Genomic DNA, 25,412 nt, shown 5'->3' on the forward strand with positions numbered 1-25,412 from the left:
TCTCTTCTCATGAATACATTAACTTCCATGAACGGCATCGCTCGCGCGATCCGCAATCTTATTCGTATCGGTGTTGTGACCGATGTTGACCTCAGCAGAGGGCTTTGTCGTGTCCAGACCGGCGGGATGAAAACCACCTGGCTGAACTGGCTCACCTGTCGTGCGGGACGTTCACGCGTCTGGTGGGCCCCTTCCGAGGGAGAGCAGGTGCTGCTGCTGGCCATCGGCGGCGAGCTTGATACCGCCTTTGTGCTGCCCGGCATTTTCTCTGACGACCATCCGGCGCCGTCCGGGTCGCCTGATGCGTTCCACGTCTCGTTTCCTGACGGGGCGGTCATCGAGTACGAACCCGGTCACGGGGCGCTGACGGTTACAGGCATTAAAACGGCCGATATTACCGCCTCAGAATCGCTGACCGCCACCGTGCCGGAGGTGAGGGTGACGTCAACGTCCCGCATCACGCTGGATACGCCTGAAGTGGTGTGTACCAACAAGTTAATTACCGCCTCTCTTGAAGTGCAGAAGGGCGGCGTGATGGCCGGAAATATTGAGCATTCCGGCGGTAAATTCACCTCCAACGGGGTGCAGGTGGATAACCACGCGCACGGCAGTGTGCAAAGCGGCGGAAGCTGGACTAAGGGGACACAATGACGGTGCGTTACAGGGGGATGAACAGGCAGACCGGGCTTAGCCTTTCAGAGGCGGAACACATCCGGCAAAGCGTGCGCGACATTCTGGTTACGCCGATTGGCTCGCGGGTCATGCGGCGGGATTACGGCTCGCTGCTGGCGGCGATGATCGACAGGCCGCAGAGCCCGGCGCTGCGACTGCAAATCATGGCCGCCTGTTATTCCGCCATCCAGAAATGGGAGCCGCGAATAAGCCTGACGGCCATCACATTCGAGCGTTCGGAGAACGACGGGACGTTGTATGTCGATATCACCGGCACGCGCCCGACCTCCGGACAATCCTTTTCTATCACCATTTCACTGAGTTAAACGCTATGGCTATTGTTGATCTGAGCCAGCTCGCCGCGCCTGATGTCGTGGAGGAGGTGGATTATGAAACGCTGTTGGCAGAACGAAAGGCCACCTTTGTCTCCCTCTATCCGGAAGAGGAGCGAGAGGCGATTGCACGGACGCTGACGCTGGAGTCCGAGCCGATTGTGAAGCTCCTGCAGGAGAACGCCTACCGGGAAGTTATCTGGCGCCAGCGGGTTAATGAGGCTGCGCTGGCCGTGACGCTGGCCTATTCTTCCGGTCACGATCTGGACGTTATTGCGGGAAACAATAATACCGAACGCCTGACCATCACCCCGGGCGATGACACTACCATTCCGCCAACGGCTGCCGTCATGGAGTCTGATGCTGACCTGCGACTGCGTGCGCAGCAGGCCTTTGAAGGGTTGAGCGTCGCGGGGCCGGTTGGAGCCTATGAATATCATGGTCGAAGCGCCGACGGACGGGTCGCTGACGTTTCAGTTGAAAGCCCTCAGCCCGCATACGTGACGATTTCGGTGTTATCCCGTGAGGGTGATGGTACCGCTCGTCCTGAACTACTGGCGGTTGTTGAAAAAGCGCTTAACGCTGAAACCGTCCGCCCGGTCGGCGATCGTGTAACTGTCCAGTCAGCAGAAATTGTGCCTTACAAGATAAACGCAACGCTCTACGTTTATCCCGGACCAGAAGCTGAACCCATCAGGCAAGCTGCAGAGCAGAAGCTGCAGAATTATATCAGCGCACAGCATCGCCTTGGACGCGATATTCGTCTGTCGGCCATCTATGCAGCACTTCACGTTGAAGGCGTGCAGCGCGTGGAACTGGAATCTCCCCACTCTGACATTGTACTGAGTAAGTCGCAGGCCTCGAACTGTACCTCGTATCAGATAGCAATCGGGGGTTCGGATGAGTGAAAGGCTTTTACCCGTTGGATCCTCGCCGCTGGAAGTCGCCGCTGCCGCTGCGCTCTCGAATATTGAGCGTGTGCCGGTACCTCTACGCACGTTATGGAACCCCAGCGCGTGCCCGGTAAATTTACTTCCCTACCTGGCATGGGCGCTGTCGGTAGACCGTTGGGATGAGGCGTGGCCGGAGAGCACCAAACGCAGCGTCATTATGTCCTCGTTTTTCGTCCATCAGCACAAAGGAACCATCAGCGCATTGCGTCGTGTGGTGGAACCGCTTGGCTTTTTGATTGAGGTGCGCGAGTGGTGGCAGCTCGGTGAGGAGCCAGGCACATTCCGTCTGGTTGTCGGTGTGCTTGATAACGGCATCACGGACGAAATGTATCAGGAGCTTGAACGGCTCATTGAGGATGCCAAACCGGCAAGTAGACACATGACCGGGCTGGCTATCAGCCTGAGCTCAACGGGAGAGTTTTATGTCGGCGCAGGATGCTATCACGGCGATGCGCTGGCTGTTTACCCCTATACCACTGAGGAACTTATTGTCGGTGGTGATTATTACCCGGCCTCGGCCATCCATTTGATTGATAACCTGAGAGTGAACGCATGACCGCAAAATATTTTGCCATACTGACGAATCAGGGCGCGGCGCGGCTAGCTAACGCGACGGCACTTGGTACGCAACTCAACCTGACGCAAATGGCGGTAGGCGACGCCAACGGAACGTTGCCAACCCCCGACCCGGCGCAGACGAAGCTCGTCAACCAAAAACGCATAGCGCCGCTGAACCTGCTCGCTGTTGACCCAAACAATACCAGCCAGATCATCGCTGAACAGATTATTCCCGAGAATGAGGGCGGTTTCTGGATCCGAGAGATCGGTCTCTATGACGACGACGGCATTCTGATCGCCGTGGCTAACTGCCCGGAGACATATAAGCCTCAACTGCAGGAAGGCAGTGGCCGCACGCAGACCATCCGCATGATTCTTATTGTGTCGAGCACATCATCAATTTCCCTGAAAATTGATCCGTCGGTTGTGCTGGCAACGCGCCAGTACGTTGACGATAAAGTTATTGAGGTAAAGGGCTACGCTGATGATCAGATGAAAAAGCATATTGCTGCTGATAATCCGCATAAACAGTACCCTTTAATCGCCAATGCGTTAAAAGAAATTGCTGCTGCAGGGTTGAGCACCGAGGTTCTCAAAAACCTTGGTTTGGGAGAAGGGTCAGCTTTGCCTGTCGGTGTACCCGTTCCGTGGCCGTCAGCAACTCCACCGACGGGGTGGCTTAAATGCAACGGAGCGGCGTTTACAGCCTCCCAGTACCCTAAATTGGCGCTTGCCTATCCAGCCCTCAAACTGCCAGATCTTCGCGCTGAGTTTATACGTGGCTGGGATGATGGCAGAGGTATAGATAGCGGAAGGGGGTTGCTGTCAGCCCAGTTTGGTTCCGGGATTGGGATGTTTGTTGGCGGTTATTCTGATGGAACTGCATATATTGCAGTGAGTGATTTCGATAGCGTTGTCGATAATAGCCCATCATGGTCACATATTAGTACCGCTGGAATAATTTCTTCAATTACGGGGCAAAAGTCATCATTTGGCGCCCGCCCCCGTAACATCGCATTTAACTACATCGTGAGGGCCGCATAATGGCGAAGGCAAAATTAAACAATGAGCTTATTGCTACAGTGACCGGTGATATAACTGTGTTTAACTACGATGGTGAAACGCGCGAATATATTTCCTCCTCGGTTGAATATTTAGCGGAAGGTGTAGGTATTCCAGCCTTGTCATGCATTGATGCGCCTGGTGAAATTAAAGAAGGTTTTACAATTTGCCGCACCTTTGACTTAAACGGATGGGAGTACATCGCTGATCATCGCGGTAAAACTGTATATAGCACAAAGTCAGGGGAGAAAGTCACGATTTCCCTACCGGGTGATTATCCGAAAGATACGACGACACAAGCCCCTGGAACGCCATATGATAAGTGGAATGGCAGCGAGTGGATAACCGACGCAAAAGCGAAACACTCTGCGGATGTGGCAAAGGCCGAACAGCAGAAAACTGCATTGCTAGCGGAAGCGTCTGCAATTATCGCACCATTGGTAGATGCTCAGGCTGGAGGCTACATTGATGATGCAGATATCCCTCGTCTGACTGAATGGCAGCGGTATCGTTATAAGTTAACTAAGGTTGATACCGATACCGCTCCGAACCTTAACCTTCCACCGAAACCCGAGGTATAGGTCATTCAATATCGGGTGCTTTTGATGGATCAATAATCATCAGTAGCACCTGATATTTTCTGCATTTAGCCAGACAGCGTATTCATTTATTCGTTGCCAGAGATATCAGATTTAATTTCCATAAGAGATGGCTCACCTTTTTCATTGACGTCAAGTCGCATTCCCTCTGGTATTTCCCGCATCGTGAAAAACCAGTTATCCTCAGGAAGTTGAATAGCACCTCCAGTATCGTGGAAACCATGAATGACCTCTGTCATCGTGATCGGATTAAATAGGCGCATAGTAAACTCTCCACGAAAAACCATTATTTGATGGGGCACCCGTTGCGGCCATTGTGCAACGAGCTTTGAAACCGACATTTGTTGTTAAAGCATCAATGATCATTGATGAATGAGCATAGTTGGGCGTAGTACCGGGATCAGCAGAAAGACGTTCGGCAATGCTGATATAGCGGCTTATACCTGGCAGCGCAATTGGGTAATTAACCGTTGCCAGGCCGTTATCAAGGATTACACCATACCCCATAACCTCAATGGCTCCATCCGACCATATTACCCAAGCTCCATTTGCGTTACTTCCTCGACTGGTTACGTATTTAGCTCCTCCCAAACCAAGGTTTTAGAAAATGCGTGTTTATCCATTAAATGGCATGATTTCCGGTTTTGACGGAGAGAAATACCATGCTTATTGGATACGTACGCGTGTCAACAAATGAACAAAACACCGCCTTACAGCGTGACGCGCTGCAGCGTTCAGGATGTGAGCTCATTTTTGAAGATAAAATCAGCGGTAAATCGACAAACAGACCGGGGCTCAATCGAGCTCTCAGACAACTTAATGCGGGCGATACTCTCGTTGTATGGAAACTTGATCGGCTCGGGCGCAGTATGCGTCACCTTGTTTCAATGACCGAGGAACTACGCCAGCGAAGCATTAACTTCCGCAGTTTGACTGATAGCATTGATACCTCAACGCCAATGGGTCGTTTCTTCTTCCATATCATGGGGGCGCTTGCTGAAATGGAGCGTGAACTCATTGTCGAGAGGACGTGCGCCGGGCTGGCCGCAGCGCGAGAACAGGGACGAATTGGTGGCAGACGCCCTAAATTGACGCAGGAGGAATGGGCTCAGGCTGGCAGGCTGATTGCTTCCGGGGAATCCCGACAGCGCGTTGCGTTAATTTTTGATGTGGGTATTTCCACGCTTTATAAAAAATTCCCCGCCACGATAGTCGGACAATCGTTGTGCCAGCGGCCGCTGGACAGGGATGGTTAGCTCATAGCAAGCCCAGCCACGACAATATCACTCACCAACTAACCAAGGAGTTAAACGGATGAGTGATTTTCACCACGGCGTGGAAGTTATCGAAATCAACGATGGCACCCGCACCATTTCCACCGTCTCGACGGCAATCATCGGCATGGTCTGTACGGCCAGCGATGCTGACGACAAGACATTTCCTTTAAACGAGCCCGTGCTCATTACCAACGTGCAAAACGCGATTGCGAAAGCCGGCAAGGCGGGGACGCTGTCCGCTTCTCTGCAAGCGATCGCCGACCAGTGCAAACCGGTTGTCGTGGTTGTTCGCGTGGCCGAAGGCACCGCTGAAACCCCGGAAGAGGCGCGCAAGCAGACCGTTTCCAACATCATCGGTACTACCGATGAAAACGGTAAATATACCGGCCTGAAGGCGCTTCTCACGGCGAAAACGGTAACCGGCGTCAAGCCGCGTATTCTCGGCGTGCCGGGGCTGGACTCTCAGGAAGTGGCGACCGCACTGGCCGCCATGTGCCAGAGCCTGCGCGCATTCGGCTATGTCAGCGCATGGGGATGTAAAACCATTTCTGAGGCGATTAACTATCGCAAAAACTTCAGCCAGCGCGAGCTGATGGTTATCCATCCTGATTTTCTGGCATGGGATACCACCACGAACGCAACGACGACGGCCTGGGCGACCGCCCGCGCGCTTGGCCTGCGCGCCAAAATCGACCAGACCATGGGCTGGCATAAAACCCTGTCAAACGTTGGCGTCAACGGCGTTACTGGCGTAAGCGCCTCTGTCTCCTGGGATCTGCAGGAACAGGCTACCGATGCGAACCTGCTTAACCAGGCTGGCGTCACCACGCTGATTCGCAACGACGGCTTTAAATTCTGGGGTAACCGTACCTGCTCAGACGACCCGTTATTCGTCTTTGAAAACTACACCCGTACCGCGCAGGTGCTGGCCGATACCATGGCGGAAGCGCACGCGTGGGCGATGGATAAACCCATCACGCCAACGCTTATTCGCGACATCGTTTCCGGTATTAACGCCAAGTTCCGCGAGCTGAAAACCAACGGCTATATCGTCGACGGCTCCTGCTGGTATGACCCTGAGTCGAACGATGCATCTACCCTGAAAGCGGGGAAACTGTATATCGATTACGACTACACCCCCGTCCCGCCGCTGGAAAATCTGACCCTGCGCCAGCGCATCACCGATACCTATCTGGCAGACCTGTCAGATTCGGTTAACAGCTAAGGAGCTGAAGCATGGCGTTACCACGCAAACTTAAGTACCTGAATATGTTCAATGATGGCCTGAGCTATATGGGCGTTGTTGAGTCTGTCACCTTACCGAAGCTGACCCGCAAGCTGGAGAAGTATCGCGGCGGCGGTATGCCGGGCTCGGTCTCTGTCGACCTTGGCCTGGACGATGATGCCCTGGCGCTGGAGTGGACCGTTGGCGGCCTGCCGGACGCCACGCTGTGGGCGCAGTATGCCTCTCCGGGCGCGGACAGCGTGCCGCTGCGCTTTACCGGATCTTATCAGCGCGATGATACCGGCGAAATCTCCGCCGTCGAAATCGTCATGCGCGGCCGTCATAAAGAGTTTGATGGCGGTGAAAACAAGCAGGGCGAGAGCGGCACCACCAAGATGTCCACCGAGTGCGCTTACTACCAGCTGACCATTGATGGCAAAGAGATCATCGAAATCGACATCATCAACATGGTGCTCAAAGTCGACGGCGTCGATCGCCTGGCAGAACACCGTAAGGCCATCGGCCTGTAACCCTTTAACCGGCCGGGATTACCGGCCGGTGAGTTAACTTTCTGAAGAGTAACGAAATGGAACATATCAACGAGACCGCCATGAACGAAAGTGAAAACCCACACATCGTCACGCTTGATAGCCCCGTTCAGCGCGGCGAGCAAAAAATCGAAAAGGTGACCGTCGCAAAACCCAATGCGGGGACCCTGCGCGGCGTATCGCTGGCGTCGCTGGCGCAATCTGACGTGGATGCGCTGATTAAGGTGCTGCCGCGAATGACCTCGCCGGCGCTGACCGAGCATGAGGTTGCGCGCCTGGATGCCTGCGATCTGCTCTCTTTTGCAGGTAAGGTGATCGGTTTTTTGTCACCGGCTTCGGCTCGCTGAAATTTCCCGAAAATGTGTCGGTCGACGATCTGATGGCGGATATCGCGGTGATCTTTCACTGGCCGCCGTCAGAACTGTACTCCCTTAGCGTGACCGAACTCCTCTTATGGCGCGAAAAAGCGCTACAGCGAAGCGGAAACCACCATGAGTAATAATGTCAGTCTTCAGGAGCTGCTTAAGGCAGTCGACCGGGCAACCCGACCGTTTAACGCTCTCCAGAACGCCAGCCTCACTCTCGCGAGCGATATCCGCGATGCGCAGACGGCGCTGGGGGCGCTCGATGAGCAGGCGGGGCGCATTAACGGCTTCAGAAAAGCAAATGCCCGGCTCGCCACGACGGAGCAGTCGCTTGCTCAGGCGAAACAGCAGGCCGCGGCGCTGGCGGTACAGTTTAAAAGCACGCAAAACCCCACCCAGGCACAGGCTGATGCGCTGACTGCAGCCCGAAAATCGGCAGTCGACCTTAAGCATGAGTACAACAGCTTACGCTACTCGGTACAGCGTCAGCGTGCTGAACTCGCTCAGGCGGGAGTGAACACGCGCACGCTCTCGTCGGATGAACGTCGTTTAAAAAGTCACATCAGTGAAAAAACGCAGCAGCTTAACCGACAGCGGGATGCGCTGGCCCGCGTCAATCAGCAGCAGGAGCGGCTGAGTGCCGTTCAGAATCGCTACGAGTCAGGCAAACGCGTTACCGCGCGGGTGCGTCAGCTTGCGAATGCGGGCGTGGGCATCGCAAAAGCGGGCTTTGACCAGACGTCCCGGTTTATCGCCCCTGGCATCGGCTTTGAAAAGCAGATGTCGGCCATTCAGGCAAACCTTGGCCTGGCGAAGGGGGATTCCCGGCTTGAGGCGATTCGCCAACAGGCGCGGGAGGTCAGCGCCAGGACCGGAGTACCTGCAGATACGGTCCTCCGGGCACAAACCGAACTGGCTCGTTCAGGCTATGACGTCGATGGGCTGCTTGCGGCCACCGCGCCAACGGTCAACCTCAGCCTCGCGGGGAGTGTCGACGCGGCTAAAGCGGCCGATATGATCGCCAGCACGCAGGCCGCGTATAGCCTGGCCGATACGGATGCGGGACGCATCGCAGATGTGCTTATGCGCGGTTCTACCTCTTCGAATTCCAGCCTCGCTGAGATGGTGGCGGCCGTCACCTCTGCTGCGCCCGCTGCGGGTGCATCCGGTATGGGGCTTGAAGAGACCACCGCGCTGCTTGGCGTTCTGGCGGAAAAAGGAATGAAAGGTGCCGCCGCCGGGGATGCGCTCAGCGCGATGTTGCGCCACGTTCAGACTCCGGATGCCATAAAAGCTGCGGGGGCGCTGGCTTCCGCTGCGGGTGATGGATCGCTTGATGAAAAACGCCAGCAGTTGCAGGGGGCAAAGGGCAGTACCGCGCTCGCGGCTTCCGTGCAGACCGATAATCTTGACGGCGATATCAACCGATTCCAGGCCGCGTGGAACGGGTTGAAGATTGATGTATTTGATCAAGCGGATGGCGCTCTGCGCAACCTGATAACAACCGCAACCGGCTGGCTTGGCACGGCCTCCCTTTGGGTGAATGCCAACCCTGAGCTGACGCAGACCCTCGCCAGCATTGTTGTCGGCGCGCAGGCGTTTGCTGGCGTACTGGGTGGCGTAGGCACGGTTATCGGCCCGGTTCTGACGGGCGTCAATATGGTTATTACCGCGGCCGGGATGTTGGGAACGGTATTCAGCGTGGTGGGAGGCGCCATCATGACGGTGCTGGGCGCGCTTAGCTGGCCGGTGATTGCCCTTGGCGCGGCGATTGCTGCCGGTGCTTTACTGATTTTTAAATACTGGGAGCCCATCAGCGCCTTCTTTGGCGGGGTGATGGAAGGGCTTTCGACGGCTTTCGCACCGCTGGGGGCGCTGTTCTCACCGGTGATGGCAGTATTTGACGCTATCTCGGAGAAGCTGGGTGGTATCTGGCAATGGTTCACCGACTTGATTACGCCGATCAAGGCAACGCAGGAAACGCTGGATGGCTGTAAAAACGCTGGCGTGATTTTTGGTCAGGCGCTGGGCGATGCGTTAATGGCACCGCTTGATCTCTTTAATAGCCTGAGCGGCAAGGCCAGCTGGCTGCTGGAGAAGCTCGGTCTTATCAAAAACGAGTCGGGCGATCTCGACGCCGCTGCGGCAAAAGCAGAAGCGGCATCCTCACCGGCGGGCAGCGCTTATATTCCGGGCGCGGGGATTTCTGGCGGCAGCCTGGGGTATCAGCCGACCATCGCTACTGGAGGACGCTCTTACGTCGATCAGAGTAAAAGCGAATATAACATCACGCTGCAGGGGAGCACGGCCTCCGGAACGGATCTGACGCGTCAAATCCGGGAGACGATAGATAGCATTGAACAGGATAAAGCGAGACGGCAGCAATCCAGCTTTATGTATGGTTGAGGAGAGAAAAAATGTTAATGGTGCTGGGTCTGTTTGTCTTTGAACGACGAACCTTACCGTATCAGTCAATGATATTCACAAAAGACTACCGCTGGGCATCCAGCGCTCGCATCGGGAAACCCAAAGCCTGGCAGTACCTTGGCGAAGGTGAGACATCCTTTAGCCTCTCCGGCTTACTTTACCCGGAACTCACGGGAGGGCGGCTTTCCCTCAAGGCGGTTGAGCTGATGGCAAATGAGGGGCGGGCATGGCCGTTGATAGACGGTACCGGCATCATTCACGGCATGTTTGTCATTGAGAAAGTCACGCACACGCATTCGGATTTTTACAGTGACGGTACCGCCCGAAAAATTGAGTTTACCCTGTCGCTAAAACGCGTGGACGAATCGCTGATGACGACGTTTGGCGACCTGCGAACGCAGGCCTCAGAGCTGGTGGAAAGCGCACGGAATAGCATTGGAGGGCTGGTGGGATGATCGCCGAAATGAATATCCGGGCGGGTGGAAAAATCGCCCCTGATTTTATGCTTAAGCTTGACGATCGTGATATCACGCAAAATTTCAGCCATCGTCTTATCAGCCTGACCATGACCGACAAACGGGGGCTGGAAGCCGATCAGCTGGATATTCTGCTGGATGATTCCGACGGGCTGCTGGACTTGCCTGCCCGGGGGGCAAGGCTGTCCTTATGGCTGGGATGGGAGGGAACCCCGCTCGAGGAGAAAGGGGACTTTACGATTGATGCGATTCATTTCCGGGGCGCGCCGGACACGCTGACCATCCAGGGATTCAGCGCAGATTTTCGTGGAAAGCTAAACGTGCGGCGCGAACAGTCGTGGCATGACACGACGATTGGCGCGATAGTCGATACCATCGCTCAGCGTAACCAGTTGACCGCCAGCGTCGCGTCGGGACTTGCATCCATCGCCATCTCTCATATTGACCAGTCTCAGGAGACAGACGCGGCCTTCCTCTCCCGCCTTGCTGAACGTAATGGAGCATTTGTTTCAATCAAAGCCGGGAAGATTATCTTTATGAAAGCGGGCCAGGCCGTGACGGCCAGCGGCACTCCGCTTTCCTTAATGATGATTGAACGTGGGGATGGAGATAAGCACCTTTTTTCCATAGCTGACCGTGAAAATTATTCCGGCGTAACGGCCAAATGGCTGCAAACGCGTGACCCCAAACAACAAAATCCTCAATTGAGTATTGCTCGTCAGTCCGGAGGGCAGCAGACAGAAGCACTGCAGCACCCGGATGCCGCCGCACCGGTAGCGGGAGCAGCAGGCAAGGAGCAGAAACCGCAAGAGAGGCTGGTGGGATCGGCGGAAAACGTATTTGAGCTCACCACGGTTTATGCCTCTGAAGAGCAGGCGCTCAGGGCCGCAGAGGCGAAGTGGCGCGCGCTTCAGCGGGGAACCGTAGAGTTTTCCATCCAGCTTGCCCTGGGACGCGCCGATCTGTTCCCCGAAACGCCGGTACTGGTAAACGGTTTTAAACGCGTCATCGACGAGCAGGCGTGGATCATCAGCGAGGTGGTGCATACCCTCAACGATAGCGGATTTACCACGCAGCTTAAGCTTGAGCTGAACGTCAGCGACGAAAAATTTACTGTTGATAGTGAGTAATGTAGTTGCTATTGGTTTTATTTTGGGTATTATTGATTCACAAAATGTGAATCAAGTGGAGGGGTACATGTTTCATTGTCCTAAGTGCAAGCACTCTGCGCATGCGCGTACCAGTCGCTATCTAAGTGAAAATACCAAAGAGCGCTATCACCAGTGCACCAATGTAGACTGCAGCTGTACGTTCGTGACGATGGAGTCCGTGGAGCGCCTGATCGCGACCCCGGGCGCCTCTGAGCGTGTCCGAACGGCTTCGCTAAACCACGGTTAGCGGCTGCGTTGCCGGCTCAAAAAATCAATAAAAAAGCCACTCAATTGAGTGGCTTAATCATATGATTCTAAAACCAAAATTTGGTGGCCCCTGCTGGACTTGAACCAGCGACCAAGCGATTATGAGTCGCCTGCTCTAACCACTGAGCTAAGGGGCCGTGGCGGTGAATTATAAAGTAACTCCCCGCAGCAATCCAGCCATTCACACCTGCCTGCTGTTTTTATAAACAACGCATAATCAATCCTTTATACTTCCCTGACGATGTATCGATCGGGAGTAAAGATGATCAACGATATTCTGGCCCCTGGCCTGCGGGTGGTGTTCTGCGGAATCAACCCGGGTAAGTCCTCGGCGCACACCGGTTTTCACTTTGCCCATCCGGGTAATCGCTTCTGGAAGGTGATCTACCAGGCCGGGTTTACCGACAGGCTACTCAAGCCCGAAGAGGAGCAGCATCTGCTGGATACGCGCTGCGGGATCACCATGCTGGTCGAGCGGCCTACGGTGCAGGCAAGCGAGGTCAACCTGCATGAGCTGCGCAGCGGCGGGCGGGAGCTGATCAAGAAGATAGAGGATTATCAGCCGGCCGCGCTGGCGATCCTCGGCAAGCAGGCCTACGAGCAGGCGTTTAGCCAGCGTGGAACGCAGTGGGGCAAGCAGAGCATCATGATTGGCGTTACGCAGGTTTGGGTGCTGCCGAACCCGAGCGGGCTCAACAGGGCGACGCTGGATAAGCTGGTGGAAGCGTATCGCGAGCTGGATGAGGCGCTGATGGTGCGGGGGCTGTAATCCTCTGAGGCCTGATGCCCTCACCCTTACCCTTTCCCACAGGGAGAGGGAATAAACAAAAAAAAAGCTCCCCGAAGGGAGCTTTTTCACTGTCAGGACCGATTAGTCGTCCAGGAAGCTACGCAGTACTTCAGAGCGGCTTGGATGACGCAGCTTACGCAGCGCCTTCGCTTCGATCTGACGGATACGTTCACGGGTAACGTCGAACTGTTTACCCACTTCTTCCAGCGTGTGGTCGGTGTTCATATCAATACCGAAACGCATACGCAGGACTTTTGCTTCACGGGCGGTCAGGCCAGCCAGAACGTCGTGCGTCGCAGCGCGCAGGCTCTCGGTGGTGGCAGAGTCCAGCGGCAGCTCGAGGGTGGTATCCTCGATGAAATCACCCAGATGCGAATCTTCATCATCACCGATTGGTGTTTCCATGGAGATTGGCTCTTTGGCGATCTTCAGCACTTTACGGATCTTGTCTTCCGGCATCAGCATGCGCTCGGCCAACTCTTCCGGCGTCGGCTCGCGGCCCATCTCCTGCAGCATCTGGCGGGAGATACGGTTGAGCTTGTTGATGGTCTCAATCATATGCACCGGGATACGGATGGTGCGCGCCTGATCCGCGATAGAGCGGGTGATAGCCTGACGGATCCACCAGGTTGCGTAGGTGGAGAACTTGTAACCACGACGGTATTCAAACTTATCTACCGCTTTCATCAGACCGATGTTGCCTTCCTGAATCAGATCCAGGAACTGCAGACCACGGTTGGTGTATTTCTTGGCGATAGAGATAACCAGACGCAAGTTCGCTTCAACCATCTCTTTCTTCGCACGGCGGGCTTTCGCTTCACCGATGGACATACGACGGTTGATGTCTTTAACCTGCTCGATGGTCAGGCCGGTCTCTTCTTCAATCTGATGCAGTTTCTGCAGGCCGCGATGCACATCGTCCTTCACGTCGTGCAGTTTTTCGGACCACGGCTTGTTCATCGCGATAGCCGCGTTGAACCAGGTTTCGCTGGTTTCGTTGCCGGTGAAGAGGGTAATGAAGTTCTTCTTCGGCATTTTGCACTGCTCAACGCACAGCTTCATGATGATGCGTTCCTGGGTACGTACGCGATCCATCATCACGCGCATGCTGTTCACCAGGTAGTCGAACTGTTTTGGCACCAGGCGGAACTGTTTGAAGACTTCAGACAGCTTCAGGATCTCTTCCTGAGCGGCGGCATGGCTGCGGCCTTTCGCTTTGATGGTGTCACGCGTCACTTCGTACTGGGTACGCAGCTCGGCAAACTTCTCACGCGCCAGCTCCGGGTCGATGCTGTTGTCATCGTCCGCGGTGTCGTCGTCGCTCTCTTCCTCATCTTCGTCTTCGTCATCATCCATCTCTTCCTGAGACAGTTCAGAACCGACGTGAGTGGCGGTAGGCGCCATATCTTCTTCAGCGTTCGGGTCGACAAAACCGGTGATCAGGTCAGACAGGCGCGCTTCTTCCGCTTCAACGCGATCGTACTGCTCCAGCAGATAGGTGATCGCTTCCGGGTACTCGGCAACAGAGCACTGAACCTGGTTGATCCCGTCTTCGATGCGTTTTGCGATGTCAATTTCGCCTTCGCGGGTCAACAGTTCAACGGTACCCATTTCGCGCATGTACATGCGGACCGGGTCAGTGGTACGCCCGATTTCAGATTCCACGCTGGACAGTACCTGTGCAGCAGCTTCTTCCGCATCTTCGTCAGTGTTGTTGGAGGTTTCAGCCAGCAACAGATCATCGGCATCCGGTGCTTCTTCCATCACCTGAATGCCCATGTCATTGATCATTTGGATGATATCTTCGATTTGATCTGAATCGACGATATCTTCCGGCAGATGGTCATTGACCTCGGCATAGGTCAGATAGCCTTGCTCCTTACCACGTTGGACAAGAAGTTTCAGCTGTGACTGCGGGTTTTGCTCCATAAGACGGTATCCACACTTAATTCGTTTGATTGGTGTCGGCGATGGGGCTGCCAACCTTTAAAGCGAGGGCGTACTTATATTTTTGCCGCTGCCTCTCAGTGCGGCTGCCGGGGGCTTCCCGATCGATATTCGGCACTTAAGCCGTTAAATTTTTTATTTCTTCGCCAGTTCCTGGTTAATCATCCAGAGCTCCCGGCGTTCTTCGCTGCTTAAACCGTGTGTGCGCTCGCGAGCAATCAACTCTTCCTGGCGCAGCTCAAGCATCGAATCAAACATATGGTTGAGTGAGTCGGTGAACGTTTTTTCTGCAATGTCCTTATCTGCTATATCGTCCCACATCGACAATTTTTCAAGGGTAGCGGCCTCTTTTGTGCCGCGATAATGCTCTAAAAGTTGTCCGGTGGTCAGACCTGGCTGAGACAAACACGTATTGACCAGTTCTGAAAATAAGCCAAGTCCGGGCAATTTTTCGTGGTTTAAACCCGCCAGCGACGGCACCTGCGGCGCAAGCTCGGGGTTTTGGACCAGCAACCCTATCAGTATACGCATGGTTGTGCGTTTTAGCTGAGGCGCGGGGCGAACCGCACCGTTTTCAGCCTGTTTTGGCATTAAACGTTCAAGCTGGCTGTCATCCAGAATGCCGAGCTTGTTGCCTAACTCCTGACGCAGATAGATGCGAAGCGTTTCGCCGGGCACCTGGCTGATTAACGGCAACGCCAGCGTACTGAGCTGCGCGCGCCCGTCAGGGGTACTCAAATCGACCTGCGGCATCAGGCTGTTAAACAAAAACGTGGAGAGCGGCTGAGCCTGCTCCATCCGCGCTTCAAACGCCGCTTTGCCCTCTTTACGCACCAGCGTATCCGGGTCTTCACCGTCGGGCAGAAACATAAAGCGTAGCTGACGCCCGTCGGTCATGTAGGGTAGCGCGGTTTCCAGCGCGCGCCAGGCGGCGTCGCGTCCTGCGCGGTCACCGTCGTAACAGCAGATGACGTTGTTGGTCACCCTGAACAGCAGTTGAATATGATCGGCGGTGGTGGACGTCCCTAACGACGCAACCGCGTAGTTGATGTCGTACTGCGCCAGGGCCACGACGTCCATATAGCCTTCGACGACCAGAAGACGCGGAGGTTCCGCATTATTCTGCTGCGCCTCATAAAGACCGTACAGCTGGCGGCCCTTATGGAAAATATCGGTTTCCGGGGAGTTAAGGTATTTCGGCAGGGCATCACCCAGCACGCGACCACCAAAACCAATTACCCGGCCACGCTTGTCGCGGATCGGGAACATCACCCGTTCGCGGAAGCGGTCGTAGCTTCGTCCCTGGTCGTTGGTGACCAGCATGCCTGCATCGATGAGAGACTTACGATCTTCGCTATTGCCGCCAAAACGCTTTAACACGTTGTCCCAGCCGGGCGGGGCGTAACCAATAGCGAAACGCGCAATGACATCGTCGCTCAGTCCGCGCTTGTTCAGATACTGACGCGCAGGCTCAGCCGCAGAGTGCTTAAGAGACTGTTGGTAAAACGAATTCAGGCCATCCATCAGTTGATACAGCGTTTGCCGTTGATGGCGCTCGATCTGACTTGGCCCACTGCCTGCTTCATACGGCACTTCAAGGTTATGCATTGCCGCCAGCTCTTCGACGGTTTCAACGAACTCGAGCTTGTCGTAGTTCATCAAAAAATCGACGGCATTACCGTGTGCGCCACAGCCGAAGCAATGGTAGAACTGCTTTTCACCGTTTACGGTGAAGGAGGGGGTTTTTTCGTTATGGAACGGACAGCACGCATGGTAGTTCTTGCCCTGCTTTTTTAGCTTTACCCGCGCGTCGATGAGATCGACGATGTCGGTTCTGGCAAGCAGGTCATTGATGAAAACGCGTGGGATTCTTCCGGCCATATGCCCCGTTATTTTTAGTGACTCATAAACGAAAACAAGCCGCGCATTCCTTCCGGAAGCACGGCCTTACGACTATTACTCTGTCTGTCAATTGAGGGCTGAGGCCCTCAACCAATTAGTACAGACGAGTACGGCGTGCGTTTTCGCGAGCCAGTTTCTTCGCGTGACGTTTCACAGCGGAAGCTTTAGCGCGCTTACGTTCGGTCGTTGGTTTTTCATAAAACTCACGACGACGAACTTCAGCCAGAACACCTGCTTTCTCGCATGAACGTTTGAAGCGACGCAGTGCTACGTCGAACGGCTCGTTTTCACGTACTTTAATTACCGGCATGTAACTCTCACCTTTAATAAATTCGGTTTGCCGCTGGCATCAACGCCAGCTTATTTCAAAATGGTGCGGAATTTTACTGCAAATGCTGCTGCTTTGTAAAGCACCGATGCGATTTTGAAAGGGACTTTAATAAGGGTGAGGAGTATACACGAGCCTTCTTCCTGGGGCGAACAAAGTTTTACATCAACCCGCCCAGGCTCTACACTGCGCGGTATTGAAACGAGGTAAAACAAGTCATGCGTGTACTGGGTATTGAAACATCCTGCGATGAAACCGGCATCGCCATTTACGACGACGAAAAAGGGCTTCTGGCCAACCAGCTGTATAGTCAGGTGAAATTGCACGCTGACTACGGCGGCGTCGTACCTGAACTGGCCTCTCGTGACCACGTGCGTAAAACGGTTCCCCTGATTCAGGCGGCGCTGAAAGAGGCCGGGTTGAGTTCAAACGATATCGACGCTGTGGCCTATACCGCAGGCCCGGGCCTGGTCGGCGCGCTGCTGGTCGGCGCGACGGTTGGCCGTTCGCTGGCGTTTGCGTGGGATGTGCCGGCGATCCCGGTTCACCATATGGAAGGGCATCTTCTGGCGCCGATGCTGGAAGAGAATCCGCCTGAGTTCCCGTTTGTGGCGCTGCTGGTCTCCGGCGGTCATACGCAGCTGATTAGCGTAACGGGGATTGGCAAGTACGAGCTGCTGGGCGAGTCGATCGACGACGCCGCCGGTGAAGCGTTCGATAAAACCGCCAAGCTGCTGGGTCTGGATTATCCGGGCGGCCCGATGCTGTCGAAAATGGCGTCGCAGGGAACGGAAGGGCGCTTTGTCTTCCCGCGTCCGATGACCGACCGTCCAGGGCTGGATTTCAGCTTCTCCGGGCTGAAAACCTTCGCGGCGAATACGATTCGCAATAACGATAACAGCGAGCAGACCCGCGCCGATATCGCCCGCGCGTTCGAAGATGCGGTGGTGGACACGCTGATGATCAAGTGCAAGCGCGCGCTGGATCAGACCGGCTTTAAGCGTCTGGTGATGGCGGGTGGCGTGAGCGCTAACCGCACGCTGCGCGCGAAGCTCGCCGAGATGATGCAAAAGCGTCGCGGGGAAGTGTTCTATGCCCGTCCGGAATTTTGCACCGACAACGGCGCGATGATCGCTTACGCCGGAATGGTGCGCCTGAACGCGGGCGCAACGTCCGACCTGAGCGTGTCCGTGCGTCCGCGCTGGCCGCTGGCGGAACTGCCGGAGGCGTAATCCCTCACCCTAACCCTCTCCCACAGGGAGAGGGTATTATGGCCCTACACCCGCAACATCCCTTTCTCTTCCAGAAACGCAATAATCGTCGCCAGACCGTCGCCCGCTTTCAGGTTGGTAAAGGTCCACGGGCGCTCGCCGCGCATGCGGTTGGTGTCGCGCTCCATCACCTCCAGCGACGCGCCGACGTACGGCGCGAGGTCGGTTTTATTGATCACCAGAAAATCGGATTTGGTGATCCCCGGCCCGCCCTTGCGCGGGATTTTTTCCCCTTCGGCCACGTCGATCACGTAGATGGTCAGATCCGCCAGCTCCGGGCTGAACGTCGCGCTCAGGTTGTCTCCGCCGCTTTCCACGAAGATCAGATCCAGATTGCCGAACTTCTCGCTTAACGCCTCCACTGCCGCCAGGTTCATCGACGCATCTTCACGAATGGCGGTATGCGGGCAGCCGCCCGTTTCCACGCCGACGATGCGCTCCGGCTCCAGCGCGCCTGCCTCGGTGAGGATGCGCTGATCCTCTTTGGTGTAGATATCGTTCGTGACCACCGCCAGGTGATACGTGTCGCGCATCGCCTTGCAGAGCGCTTCCAGCAGCGCGGTTTTGCCCGATCCTACCGGGCCGCCCACGCCTACGCGCAGGGGATGTTTGTAATCAGCCATGTTGACTCCTCAGGAACGGAATAGTCGTGAATATTGGGTTTCGTGGCGCGCGGAGGCGATGGCGGACAGCGGCGTTGCTGCCCCCAGCGCGTCGTCGCTGCGCAAAAATGCCTGTTCAAGCCCGGCGGCGTAATGGTCGCCCAGTTCGATAATCAGCTGCTGCGCGGCCTGTTGCCCAAACGGCACCAGCTTGACGCCCGCCATCACCGCGCTCTCCATCCAGCTGTAGCCGAGGCTCAGCGCCAGCTCGCGCGCGCTAATGCCCCAGCGCACGCCGAGCCAGGCCATGCCGCAGAGCTGGCTTTGCATAAACAGCGGCAGCCATTCGGGCGGACAGTCAGGTTCCCAGCTCTTAATCAGCCGCGTAAACGCCGCTCCACGGTTGCGCTCCTCTTCGCGCAGCTCGCGCGTTTCCCGACAGGCGAGAAGGTATGCCGTCCAGCGTTTTGCATTTGTAAGAGAGCGTTGCTCGCAGGCCTGATAAAGACGGATAAACAGCGGCAGATCGACGCAGAAAAAGCTCTGCTCCATCTGCTGGATTTGCCAGCGTTTGAACGCGTCGGCGTTGGTGACCCAGCCTGCCTCAACGGCCCACTCCAGCCCCTGCGACCAGGTAAACGACCCGACCGGCAGGCTGCTGCTGGAGAGCTGCATCAGGCGCAGCCTCTGGCGGGCGTGCTCCATCAGCTCATCAGCGCCAGCAGGGCAGAGACGATCAGCCCGCCGCCGAAGGTTTTACGCAGGCCGTCGTGACGGCGCAGCAGCAGCCCTGCGGCAAAGCTGGCGCACAGCACCGTGGCGCTGGCGAGCATAAAGCCGCTGGTGAAGAGCCAGAAGCTGTGGCCGGACATCTCCACGCCGTGCGCCCAGCCGTGGAACATCGCCAGGGCAGGCACCGCCAGCAGCAGGCGGTTTTCAGTTTTAAACATCATCACGCCGGATACCGCCAGCGAGGCGATAATCAGCATCTCCATACCGCTGAAGCCGCCGAGCAGGCTGCCCGCAATGGCGCCGACAAGCATCATCCCGAGGGTGGCAAACGGCAGCAGGAGTTTGCGACCGCTCAGCGCCGAGAGCACGCCTGCGCCCGCCAGCATCAGCAGGTGATCGAGCCCGGTCAGCGGATGAAGAAATCCTGCCTGGAAGCTGTCCGTGCCGTGGCCGGGATGCGCGAGCGCGGGAACGGAAAAAGCCAGCAGTAACAGCGGTAAATACTTGCGCATGATGGATCCTTAATGTGAATGAGCGTGAGAATGGCTGTGGCTGTGGGCATCGCTGGCGTAAGCACCCGCTTCCGGTTCAAACGGCAGGCTGGCGTAGGCCACTTCCAGCCCGAACTGGCGCAGCATGTCGTCGAGAACGTGGTCGTGGTGATAGCGCAGCTCGCCGGGCATGATCTGCAGCGGCACGTGGCGGTTGCCCAGGTGATAGCAGGCGCGGGCGAGCAGGAACGGATCGGCGCAGCGCACCACGGAAACTGACTCCGGCGCGGCGATCACTTCGATGACCTCGCTGCCGTCGTCGGTCGTCAGCATGTCGCCCCCGCGCAGCAGCAGGCCGCGCGGCAGCATCAGCCCGGCTTCGCGGCCGTCGTTCAGCGCCACGCGGGCGCGGCTTTTCACCCGCACGTCAATCGGCAGCGTGACGCTGGCGGTAATCGGATGCGCGTGGTCCAGGCGTTGGGTTAAGTAGATCATCATCACTCCTCAAAACAGGAAATAGCGTTGCGCCATCGGCAGAACGTCAGCCGGTTCGCTGGTTATCAGTTCACCGTCGACGCGCACCTCGTAGGTTTGCGAGTCCACGGTGATATTCGGCTGCAGGCCGTTGTGGATCATGTCCGCCTTTTTCACCGTCCGGCAGCCTTTCACCACCGCAATGGCGCTCTGCAGGTTGAGCTGCTGCGGGATGCCGTTCGCACTGGCGGCCTGCGAGATAAACGTCAGTCGGGTAGCGTGGCGCGCGGCGCCCAGCGATCCAAACATTGGACGGTAATGCACCGGCTGCGGCGTGGGGATCGAGGCGTTGATATCTCCCATTGGCGCGCAGGCGATCATTCCGCCCTTGACGATGGTGGCAGGCTTCACGCCGAAGAACGCCGGGGACCAGACCACCAGATCCGCAAGCTTGCCCGCCTCAATCGAACCGACTTCATGGGCGATGCCGTGGGTGAGCGCCGGGTTAATGGTGTATTTGGCGACGTAGCGCTTTACGCGGAAGTTGTCGTTATCGCCGGTCTCTTCCGGCAGGGCGCCGCGCTGGACCTTCATGCGGTGCGCCACCTGCCAGGTGCGGATAATCACTTCCCCGACGCGGCCCATGGCCTGAGAATCAGACGACGTGAGCGAGAACGCGCCGATGCCGTGCAGCACGTCTTCGGCGGCAATGGTTTCACGACGAATGCGGGATTCCGCAAACGCCACGTCCTCGGCGATATCCGGATCGAGGTGATGGCAAACCATCAGCATGTCGAGATGCTCGTCGATGGTGTTCACCGTGTAGGGCAAGGTCGGGTTGGTGGAAGAGGGCAGAATATTCGGATGCGCGCAGGCGGTGATGATATCCGGCGCGTGGCCGCCGCCCGCGCCTTCGGTGTGGAAAGTGTGGATGGTGCGTCCGGCGATGGCCGCCAGCGTGTCTTCGACAAACCCGGACTCGTTCAGCGTGTCGCTGTGCAGCGCCACCTGAATATCCATCTCGTCAGCCACCTCCAGCGAGCAGTTAATTGCCGCGGGCGTCGCGCCCCAGTCTTCGTGGATCTTTAGCCCGATGGCGCCCGCGGCAATCTGCTCGCGCAGGGCGTCCGGGCTGGAGCCGTTACCCTTGCCGAGTAGGCCAATATTCACCGGCAGCGTATCGGCAGCCTGCAGCATGCGGGCGATATACCATGGCCCCGGCGTGCAGGTGGTGGCGTTGGTGCCCGCCGCCGGTCCGGTGCCGCCGCCGATCATGGTGGTGACGCCGGAAACCAGCGCCTCTTCCGCCTGCTGCGGGCAGATCCAGTGGATGTGGGTGTCGATCCCGCCGGCGGTGACGATCTTCCCTTCAGCGGCAATGACTTCCGTTGCCGCGCCAATGGGGATCGTCACGCCGGGCTGAATGTCCGGGTTCCCGGCTTTGCCGACGGCGAAGATCCGTCCGTCCTTGACGCCGATATCGGCTTTTACGATCCCCCAGTGATCGACGATCAGCGCGTTGGTGAGAACCAGATCCACGCAGCCCTCAGCGGTCATCTGCCCCTGACCCATGCCGTCGCGGATCACCTTTCCGCCGCCGAACTTGACCTCTTCGCCGTAGACCGTGAGATCGTCTTCCACTTCGATCCACAGCTCGCTGTCGGCCAGCCGCACTTTATCCCCGGTGGTGGGGCCGAACATATCGGCATACGCCCGGCGCGAAATCTCAGCCATGTTTCACCTCGCCCATCACCTCGCCGCGAAAGCCGAAAATGCGCTGCGCCCCGGTGACCTGAACCAGCGTCACTTCCCGCTTCTGGCCGGGCTCGAAGCGCACGGCGGTGCCCGCCGGGATGTTCAGTCGGTAGCCTTTGGTGGCTTCCCGATCGAACTTCAGCGCCGGGTTGACCTCGTAAAAGTGGTAGTGCGATCCGACCTGGATCGGCCTGTCGCCGTGATTTTCGACAACCACGCGTTGGGTTTCACGCCCGACGTTGAGGGCAATCGTTCCGGGCTGGATCTGGTATTCACCTGGGATCATCACGCGCTCCTTAGACGATCGGGTTGTGGACGGTGACGAGCTTCGATCCGTCCGGGAAGGTGGCTTCGACCTGAATATCCGGGATCATCTCCGGGACGCCCTCCATTACCTGGTCGCGCCTCAGGACGTGGCGGCCCGCTTCCATCAGCGAGGCGACGGTTTCGCCATCGCGCGCGCCCTCCATAATGAAGGCGCTGATCAGCGCGACCGATTCCGGGTAATTGAGCTTTACCCCGCGCGCGAGGCGGCGTTCTGCAACCAGCGCGGCGGTGAACAGCAACAGCTTGTCTTTTTCTCTGGGGGTCAGTTCCATAATGTTTCTCTTATGTCTGCCAGATACGCGGCGAACAGGCGGTTTTGGTGGTGAGAAGCGGGCGAAGCGACTGCCAGATGTCGCGCATCACCCGCTGGCAAATCAGGTTGTCGTTGGAGAGAAAGCGCACCGACAGCAGATCGTCAACGAGCGTTGCACCTGCATAATTTTCCAGCGGGGCGAGCCGTTCGCGCACCGCGTCGAGATGTTCTTCTTTGGCCGGATAGAACAGCAGCGTGCCGAGCCACGGATGCCCGGCGACGGGCGTGAGATCGCCGTCGCTAAGATGCTGACGCTCGATCAGGCGCGGTTCGTCTTCAACCCAGATTTCAAGGCGGCTTTCCAGCGTGCCGTGGCTAAAGGTCTCAGCGATCACCGGACGCCCCAGGCAGTACAGCTCCCACGCCAGCAGCGTGCTGGAGGCCTTCAGGTGGAAGACGGAGCGCAGCGCGGCATTCGCGCCGGGGAAGATAATGGTGTCCTGCGGGAGCCACTCCAGCGTGGAATCTTCATCGAGGTAAAAATGCTGGTTCAGACGCGCCTGCGGGCCGCTGCTGCGATAGAACTTGCTCGCCCCGGGCATGGTGATGAGCGCGTGGCTTTTGGCGTCCAGCCGAACGGAAATGTCCAGCGTATCGCCGCCCACAATCCCGCCGGGCGGGTGCAGCAGGTAAAGGTGGCAGGTTTCCCCTTCGGGGTAAAACGGACGTTGAACGGTGAGCGGCCCGACGTGGTGGGCGGAGTGCAGGAGGGTTTTCTCAGGGGTGTGACAAAACTGCAGGGCAAGCGACGCCTGCCAGCCTTTATACGTATTATCAGTGACCTGAGCTGCTAACATGCTGCATCCATTTCCACACCATCGGGATACGTTTCAGTATGCCCTGGCGGAAATGAAGGCTGTCATACGAGTCGCTTATGGATGGTCAGACAGGAGAAATACAAAAGCACGGCCTGGGCCGTGCTCTGTAGATGAATGACGATCCTACTTCAGGTGTTCATGCAACGCTGCACCTGCCTGCTCAAGGGCAACTTTCACCGTTGGCTCCTGGCTCAGCGGGTTAAGCAGGCCGTAGTCGTGGATCATGCCGTTATAGCGCGTGACGGTCACCGGGACGCCAGCCGCATCCAGTTTACGCCCGAATGCTTCACCTTCATCCCGAAGAACGTCCAGCTCCGCTGTCTGGATCAGCGTCTCGGGGAAGCCTTTCAGCTGCGCGGTGCTGGCGCGAAGCGGAGAGGCAAGGATATTGTTGCGATCGGCAGCGCTGGTGGTGTAGTTATCCCAGAACCATTTCATCATGTTTTTCGACAGGAAATAGCCATTTTCGAACTGGTTATACGAGGCAGTATCAAAGTTCGCATCGGTAACCGGCCAGAGCATGACGTTGTAGCGAATCTTTGGCCCATTGAACTGTTTGGCCTGCAGCGCCACCGAAGCCACCATGTTGCCGCCCACGCTGTTACCCACCAGACCCAGACGGCTACCGTCCACGCCAATTTCCTGACCGTGCCCGGCGACCCATTTTGTCGCTTCATAGGCCTGATTAATTGCTACCGGGAAATGGGCCTCAGGTGACGGAGTGTAATCGACGTAAACCGCAGCGGCACCCGAAGCGCGAACGAGGTCGCGGATTAAGCGTTCGTGGGTAGGGAAGTCACCCAGCACCCAGCCGCCGCCGTGAAAGAACATAAAAGCGGGGAGCGTGCCGCTGGCGTTTTCAGGTTTCACTATTTTCAGTTTTATCGCCTGGCCATTTACCTGGATCGTTTTTTCAGAGACCTGAGCGGGCGGCAGTTTTGCGCCTTGCTGTGCGCCAATCAGTACCTGGCGGGCCTCCTGCGGGGTCATCTGTTCCATTGGCTTACCCTTGCCGGAATTCAAAACATTAAGAAATGCCTGTACGCCTGCGGTCGGGGTTGGGGTATTGGTGGTTTGAGCGGATGCCGCAGCTGACGCGAAGACTGAAGAAACCAGGATGGCGGTTAGTGTTTTCATGGTAGTACCTCTTTAAGCGTATTTGATCGGATGAGATAACTATGTAGTGCGCTATTTAGTTGTTGGTATAATACTTGCGCGCAAGATACTTTTAGTCAAACATTATTTATAATTTTTTCAGGAAACCGATTCGGAGTTGATAGAAAAATGAAAGAAAACAAAACGCTAGACGATTTACTTTGTTTCTCGCTGTACTCGGTCACCAACGCGTTCGTTCGCCAGTATCGCCCTTTACTGCAAGAGATGGATCTAACCTATCCGCAATTCGTTGTTTTGATGGCGCTTTATGAGAAAGACAACATCCCACTTCGCGATCTCAGCGATAAGACATTTTTTGATTCGGGCACATTGACCCCGCTTGTACAAAAGCTTGAGGCAAAAGGATTTCTCAACCGTATCGCGGTTGTGGGTGATGAAAGGATGAAAAATGTTGTACTGACCGACAAGGCCAAAGACCTGAAGAAACGGGTGATGGCATTGCCGGACCAGATTCGCTGCAACATGCGGATGAATGACGATGAGCTTGAGACGCTAAAAAAACTCTCCCGGACGCTGCTCGACGATTTGTAAGAACCCTTCGGCGGGGTGAACCCACCGAAGTGATGTGTCGTTA

The 25,412-nt window shown here is 56.6% G+C and carries 32 protein-coding genes and 1 tRNA gene; 18 read left to right on the plus strand and 15 right to left on the minus strand.

Annotation, left to right across the window (positions count from 1 at the left end; genetic code table 11):
- Window positions 1–9 precede the first annotated feature (9 nt).
- The 6 genes from IM317_RS03015 to IM317_RS03040 are packed head-to-tail and all read left to right on the plus strand — an operon-like array spanning window position 10 to window position 4,158.
- On the plus strand, window positions 10–651 hold the full coding sequence (locus IM317_RS03015) for a phage baseplate assembly protein V (RefSeq protein WP_033146689.1): 642 nt from the start codon (window positions 10–12) through the stop codon (window positions 649–651).
- Window positions 648–998: a GPW/gp25 family protein gene (locus tag IM317_RS03020; protein ID WP_033146688.1), complete on the plus strand. Its 351-nt coding sequence runs from the start codon at window positions 648–650 to the stop codon at window positions 996–998. The genes IM317_RS03015 and IM317_RS03020 overlap by 4 nt, the downstream gene beginning before the upstream one ends.
- A gap of 5 nt (window positions 999–1,003) precedes the next feature.
- On the plus strand, window positions 1,004–1,912 hold the full coding sequence (locus IM317_RS03025; RefSeq protein WP_033146687.1) for a baseplate assembly protein: 909 nt from the start codon (window positions 1,004–1,006) through the stop codon (window positions 1,910–1,912).
- The gene (locus IM317_RS03030; protein WP_029741411.1) at window positions 1,905–2,513 is read left to right on the plus strand and encodes a phage tail protein I; all 609 of its coding nucleotides are present in this window, start codon (window positions 1,905–1,907) and stop codon (window positions 2,511–2,513) included. The genes IM317_RS03025 and IM317_RS03030 overlap by 8 nt, the downstream gene beginning before the upstream one ends.
- Window positions 2,510–3,559, plus strand: a complete 1,050-nt coding sequence (locus tag IM317_RS03035; RefSeq protein WP_049130861.1) for a phage tail protein — start codon at window positions 2,510–2,512, stop codon at window positions 3,557–3,559. The genes IM317_RS03030 and IM317_RS03035 overlap by 4 nt, the downstream gene beginning before the upstream one ends.
- A complete protein-coding gene (locus IM317_RS03040; protein WP_033146685.1) occupies window positions 3,559–4,158 on the plus strand; it encodes a tail fiber assembly protein in 600 nt (199 codons plus the stop codon). The genes IM317_RS03035 and IM317_RS03040 overlap by 1 nt, the downstream gene beginning before the upstream one ends.
- Before the next feature lie 86 nt (window positions 4,159–4,244).
- On the opposite strand, the gene IM317_RS03045 is transcribed toward IM317_RS03040, so the two are convergent.
- Both IM317_RS03045 and IM317_RS03050 read right to left on the minus strand, forming a co-directional pair.
- Window positions 4,245–4,439, minus strand: a complete 195-nt coding sequence (locus tag IM317_RS03045; RefSeq protein ID WP_033146686.1) for a hypothetical protein — start codon at window positions 4,437–4,439, stop codon at window positions 4,245–4,247.
- Window positions 4,426–4,683, minus strand: a complete 258-nt coding sequence (locus IM317_RS03050) for a hypothetical protein (RefSeq protein WP_223998064.1) — start codon at window positions 4,681–4,683, stop codon at window positions 4,426–4,428. The genes IM317_RS03045 and IM317_RS03050 overlap by 14 nt, the downstream gene beginning before the upstream one ends.
- Window positions 4,684–4,838: 155 nt before the next feature.
- Between IM317_RS03050 and IM317_RS03055 the strand changes: the two genes are divergently transcribed.
- The 9 genes from IM317_RS03055 to IM317_RS03095 all read left to right on the plus strand — a co-directional run bounded on the left by IM317_RS03055 (window position 4,839) and on the right by IM317_RS03095 (window position 11,892).
- Entirely contained in the window at window positions 4,839–5,432 is a 594-nt protein-coding gene (locus tag IM317_RS03055) for a recombinase family protein (protein WP_033146684.1), read from the plus strand.
- Between the two features lie 58 nt (window positions 5,433–5,490).
- Window positions 5,491–6,678: a phage tail sheath protein gene (locus IM317_RS03060; protein WP_033146683.1), complete on the plus strand. Its 1,188-nt coding sequence runs from the start codon at window positions 5,491–5,493 to the stop codon at window positions 6,676–6,678.
- Between the two features lie 11 nt (window positions 6,679–6,689).
- Window positions 6,690–7,208, plus strand: coding sequence for a phage major tail tube protein (locus tag IM317_RS03065; RefSeq protein ID WP_033146682.1), 519 nt, complete (start codon window positions 6,690–6,692; stop codon window positions 7,206–7,208).
- Between the two features lie 56 nt (window positions 7,209–7,264).
- Window positions 7,265–7,573 (plus strand): phage tail assembly protein, encoded by a 309-nt coding sequence (locus IM317_RS03070; RefSeq protein WP_033146681.1) that lies wholly within the window; start codon window positions 7,265–7,267, stop codon window positions 7,571–7,573.
- A gap of 32 nt (window positions 7,574–7,605) precedes the next feature.
- Window positions 7,606–7,725, plus strand: a complete 120-nt coding sequence (locus IM317_RS03075) for a GpE family phage tail protein (protein ID WP_023616176.1) — start codon at window positions 7,606–7,608, stop codon at window positions 7,723–7,725.
- Entirely contained in the window at window positions 7,718–9,997 is a 2,280-nt protein-coding gene (locus IM317_RS03080; RefSeq protein ID WP_033146680.1) for a phage tail tape measure protein, read from the plus strand. Before IM317_RS03075 ends, IM317_RS03080 begins: the two co-directional genes overlap by 8 nt.
- A gap of 11 nt (window positions 9,998–10,008) precedes the next feature.
- Window positions 10,009–10,473: a phage tail protein gene (locus IM317_RS03085; protein WP_023309232.1), complete on the plus strand. Its 465-nt coding sequence runs from the start codon at window positions 10,009–10,011 to the stop codon at window positions 10,471–10,473.
- A complete protein-coding gene (locus tag IM317_RS03090; protein WP_033146679.1) occupies window positions 10,470–11,624 on the plus strand; it encodes a phage late control D family protein in 1,155 nt (384 codons plus the stop codon). Before IM317_RS03085 ends, IM317_RS03090 begins: the two co-directional genes overlap by 4 nt.
- Before the next feature lie 67 nt (window positions 11,625–11,691).
- Window positions 11,692–11,892, plus strand: a complete 201-nt coding sequence (locus IM317_RS03095) for an ogr/Delta-like zinc finger family protein (protein WP_029741756.1) — start codon at window positions 11,692–11,694, stop codon at window positions 11,890–11,892.
- A gap of 81 nt (window positions 11,893–11,973) precedes the next feature.
- On the opposite strand, the gene IM317_RS03100 is transcribed toward IM317_RS03095, so the two are convergent.
- Window positions 11,974–12,049 (minus strand) — tRNA-Ile (locus IM317_RS03100).
- A 125-nt stretch (window positions 12,050–12,174) separates the two neighbouring features.
- Between IM317_RS03100 and mug the strand changes: the two genes are divergently transcribed.
- Entirely contained in the window at window positions 12,175–12,681 is a 507-nt protein-coding gene (gene mug, locus IM317_RS03105; RefSeq protein ID WP_029741755.1) for a G/U mismatch-specific DNA glycosylase, read from the plus strand.
- 102 nt (window positions 12,682–12,783) lie between these two features.
- On the opposite strand, the gene rpoD is transcribed toward mug, so the two are convergent.
- From rpoD to rpsU, 3 genes are all read right to left on the minus strand, one after another.
- Window positions 12,784–14,631 carry an RNA polymerase sigma factor RpoD gene (gene rpoD / locus IM317_RS03110; RefSeq protein ID WP_023309228.1) on the minus strand — a complete coding sequence of 616 codons (1,848 nt, stop codon included), beginning with the start codon at window positions 14,629–14,631 and terminating at the stop codon, window positions 12,784–12,786.
- Window positions 14,632–14,784: 153 nt separating this feature from the next.
- Window positions 14,785–16,530, minus strand: coding sequence for a DNA primase (gene dnaG / locus IM317_RS03115; RefSeq protein WP_023333458.1), 1,746 nt, complete (start codon window positions 16,528–16,530; stop codon window positions 14,785–14,787).
- A 115-nt stretch (window positions 16,531–16,645) separates the two neighbouring features.
- Window positions 16,646–16,861 carry a 30S ribosomal protein S21 gene (rpsU, locus tag IM317_RS03120; RefSeq protein ID WP_001144069.1) on the minus strand — a complete coding sequence of 72 codons (216 nt, stop codon included), beginning with the start codon at window positions 16,859–16,861 and terminating at the stop codon, window positions 16,646–16,648.
- A 236-nt stretch (window positions 16,862–17,097) separates the two neighbouring features.
- Between rpsU and tsaD the strand changes: the two genes are divergently transcribed.
- Window positions 17,098–18,111 (plus strand): tRNA (adenosine(37)-N6)-threonylcarbamoyltransferase complex transferase subunit TsaD, encoded by a 1,014-nt coding sequence (gene tsaD, locus IM317_RS03125; protein WP_033146678.1) that lies wholly within the window; start codon window positions 17,098–17,100, stop codon window positions 18,109–18,111.
- A gap of 44 nt (window positions 18,112–18,155) precedes the next feature.
- Here the strand turns inward: tsaD and ureG are convergent, their stop codons facing one another.
- The 9 genes from ureG to IM317_RS03170 all read right to left on the minus strand — a co-directional run bounded on the left by ureG (window position 18,156) and on the right by IM317_RS03170 (window position 24,799).
- Window positions 18,156–18,773 carry an urease accessory protein UreG gene (gene ureG / locus IM317_RS03130; protein ID WP_014071813.1) on the minus strand — a complete coding sequence of 206 codons (618 nt, stop codon included), beginning with the start codon at window positions 18,771–18,773 and terminating at the stop codon, window positions 18,156–18,158.
- Between the two features lie 9 nt (window positions 18,774–18,782).
- Window positions 18,783–19,457, minus strand: a complete 675-nt coding sequence (locus tag IM317_RS03135) for an urease accessory protein UreF (protein ID WP_033146677.1) — start codon at window positions 19,455–19,457, stop codon at window positions 18,783–18,785.
- Window positions 19,457–19,996, minus strand: a complete 540-nt coding sequence (locus IM317_RS03140; RefSeq protein ID WP_032659887.1) for a HupE/UreJ family protein — start codon at window positions 19,994–19,996, stop codon at window positions 19,457–19,459. Before IM317_RS03140 ends, IM317_RS03135 begins: the two co-directional genes overlap by 1 nt.
- A 9-nt stretch (window positions 19,997–20,005) precedes the next feature.
- A complete protein-coding gene (gene ureE, locus IM317_RS03145; protein ID WP_033146676.1) occupies window positions 20,006–20,470 on the minus strand; it encodes an urease accessory protein UreE in 465 nt (154 codons plus the stop codon).
- Window positions 20,471–20,479: 9 nt separating this feature from the next.
- A complete protein-coding gene (gene ureC / locus IM317_RS03150; RefSeq protein WP_033146675.1) occupies window positions 20,480–22,183 on the minus strand; it encodes an urease subunit alpha in 1,704 nt (567 codons plus the stop codon).
- Entirely contained in the window at window positions 22,176–22,490 is a 315-nt protein-coding gene (locus tag IM317_RS03155) for an urease subunit beta (RefSeq protein ID WP_033146674.1), read from the minus strand. Before IM317_RS03155 ends, ureC begins: the two co-directional genes overlap by 8 nt.
- A gap of 10 nt (window positions 22,491–22,500) precedes the next feature.
- Window positions 22,501–22,803, minus strand: a complete 303-nt coding sequence (locus tag IM317_RS03160; protein ID WP_006811999.1) for an urease subunit gamma — start codon at window positions 22,801–22,803, stop codon at window positions 22,501–22,503.
- A gap of 10 nt (window positions 22,804–22,813) precedes the next feature.
- The gene (locus IM317_RS03165; protein WP_033146673.1) at window positions 22,814–23,641 is read right to left on the minus strand and encodes an urease accessory protein UreD; all 828 of its coding nucleotides are present in this window, start codon (window positions 23,639–23,641) and stop codon (window positions 22,814–22,816) included.
- A gap of 144 nt (window positions 23,642–23,785) precedes the next feature.
- The gene (locus IM317_RS03170; RefSeq protein ID WP_033146672.1) at window positions 23,786–24,799 is read right to left on the minus strand and encodes an alpha/beta hydrolase; all 1,014 of its coding nucleotides are present in this window, start codon (window positions 24,797–24,799) and stop codon (window positions 23,786–23,788) included.
- Window positions 24,800–24,946: 147 nt separating this feature from the next.
- Here IM317_RS03170 and IM317_RS03175 point away from each other — a divergent pair, with 147 nt between their 5' ends.
- Entirely contained in the window at window positions 24,947–25,369 is a 423-nt protein-coding gene (locus IM317_RS03175) for a MarR family winged helix-turn-helix transcriptional regulator (protein WP_033146671.1), read from the plus strand.
- The last annotated feature ends 43 nt before the right edge of the window (window positions 25,370–25,412 follow it).

Origin of the sequence: Enterobacter cloacae complex sp. S3 (assembly GCF_014930495.1) — a bacterium.
Lineage (GTDB): Bacteria > Pseudomonadota > Gammaproteobacteria > Enterobacterales > Enterobacteriaceae > Enterobacter > Enterobacter asburiae_B.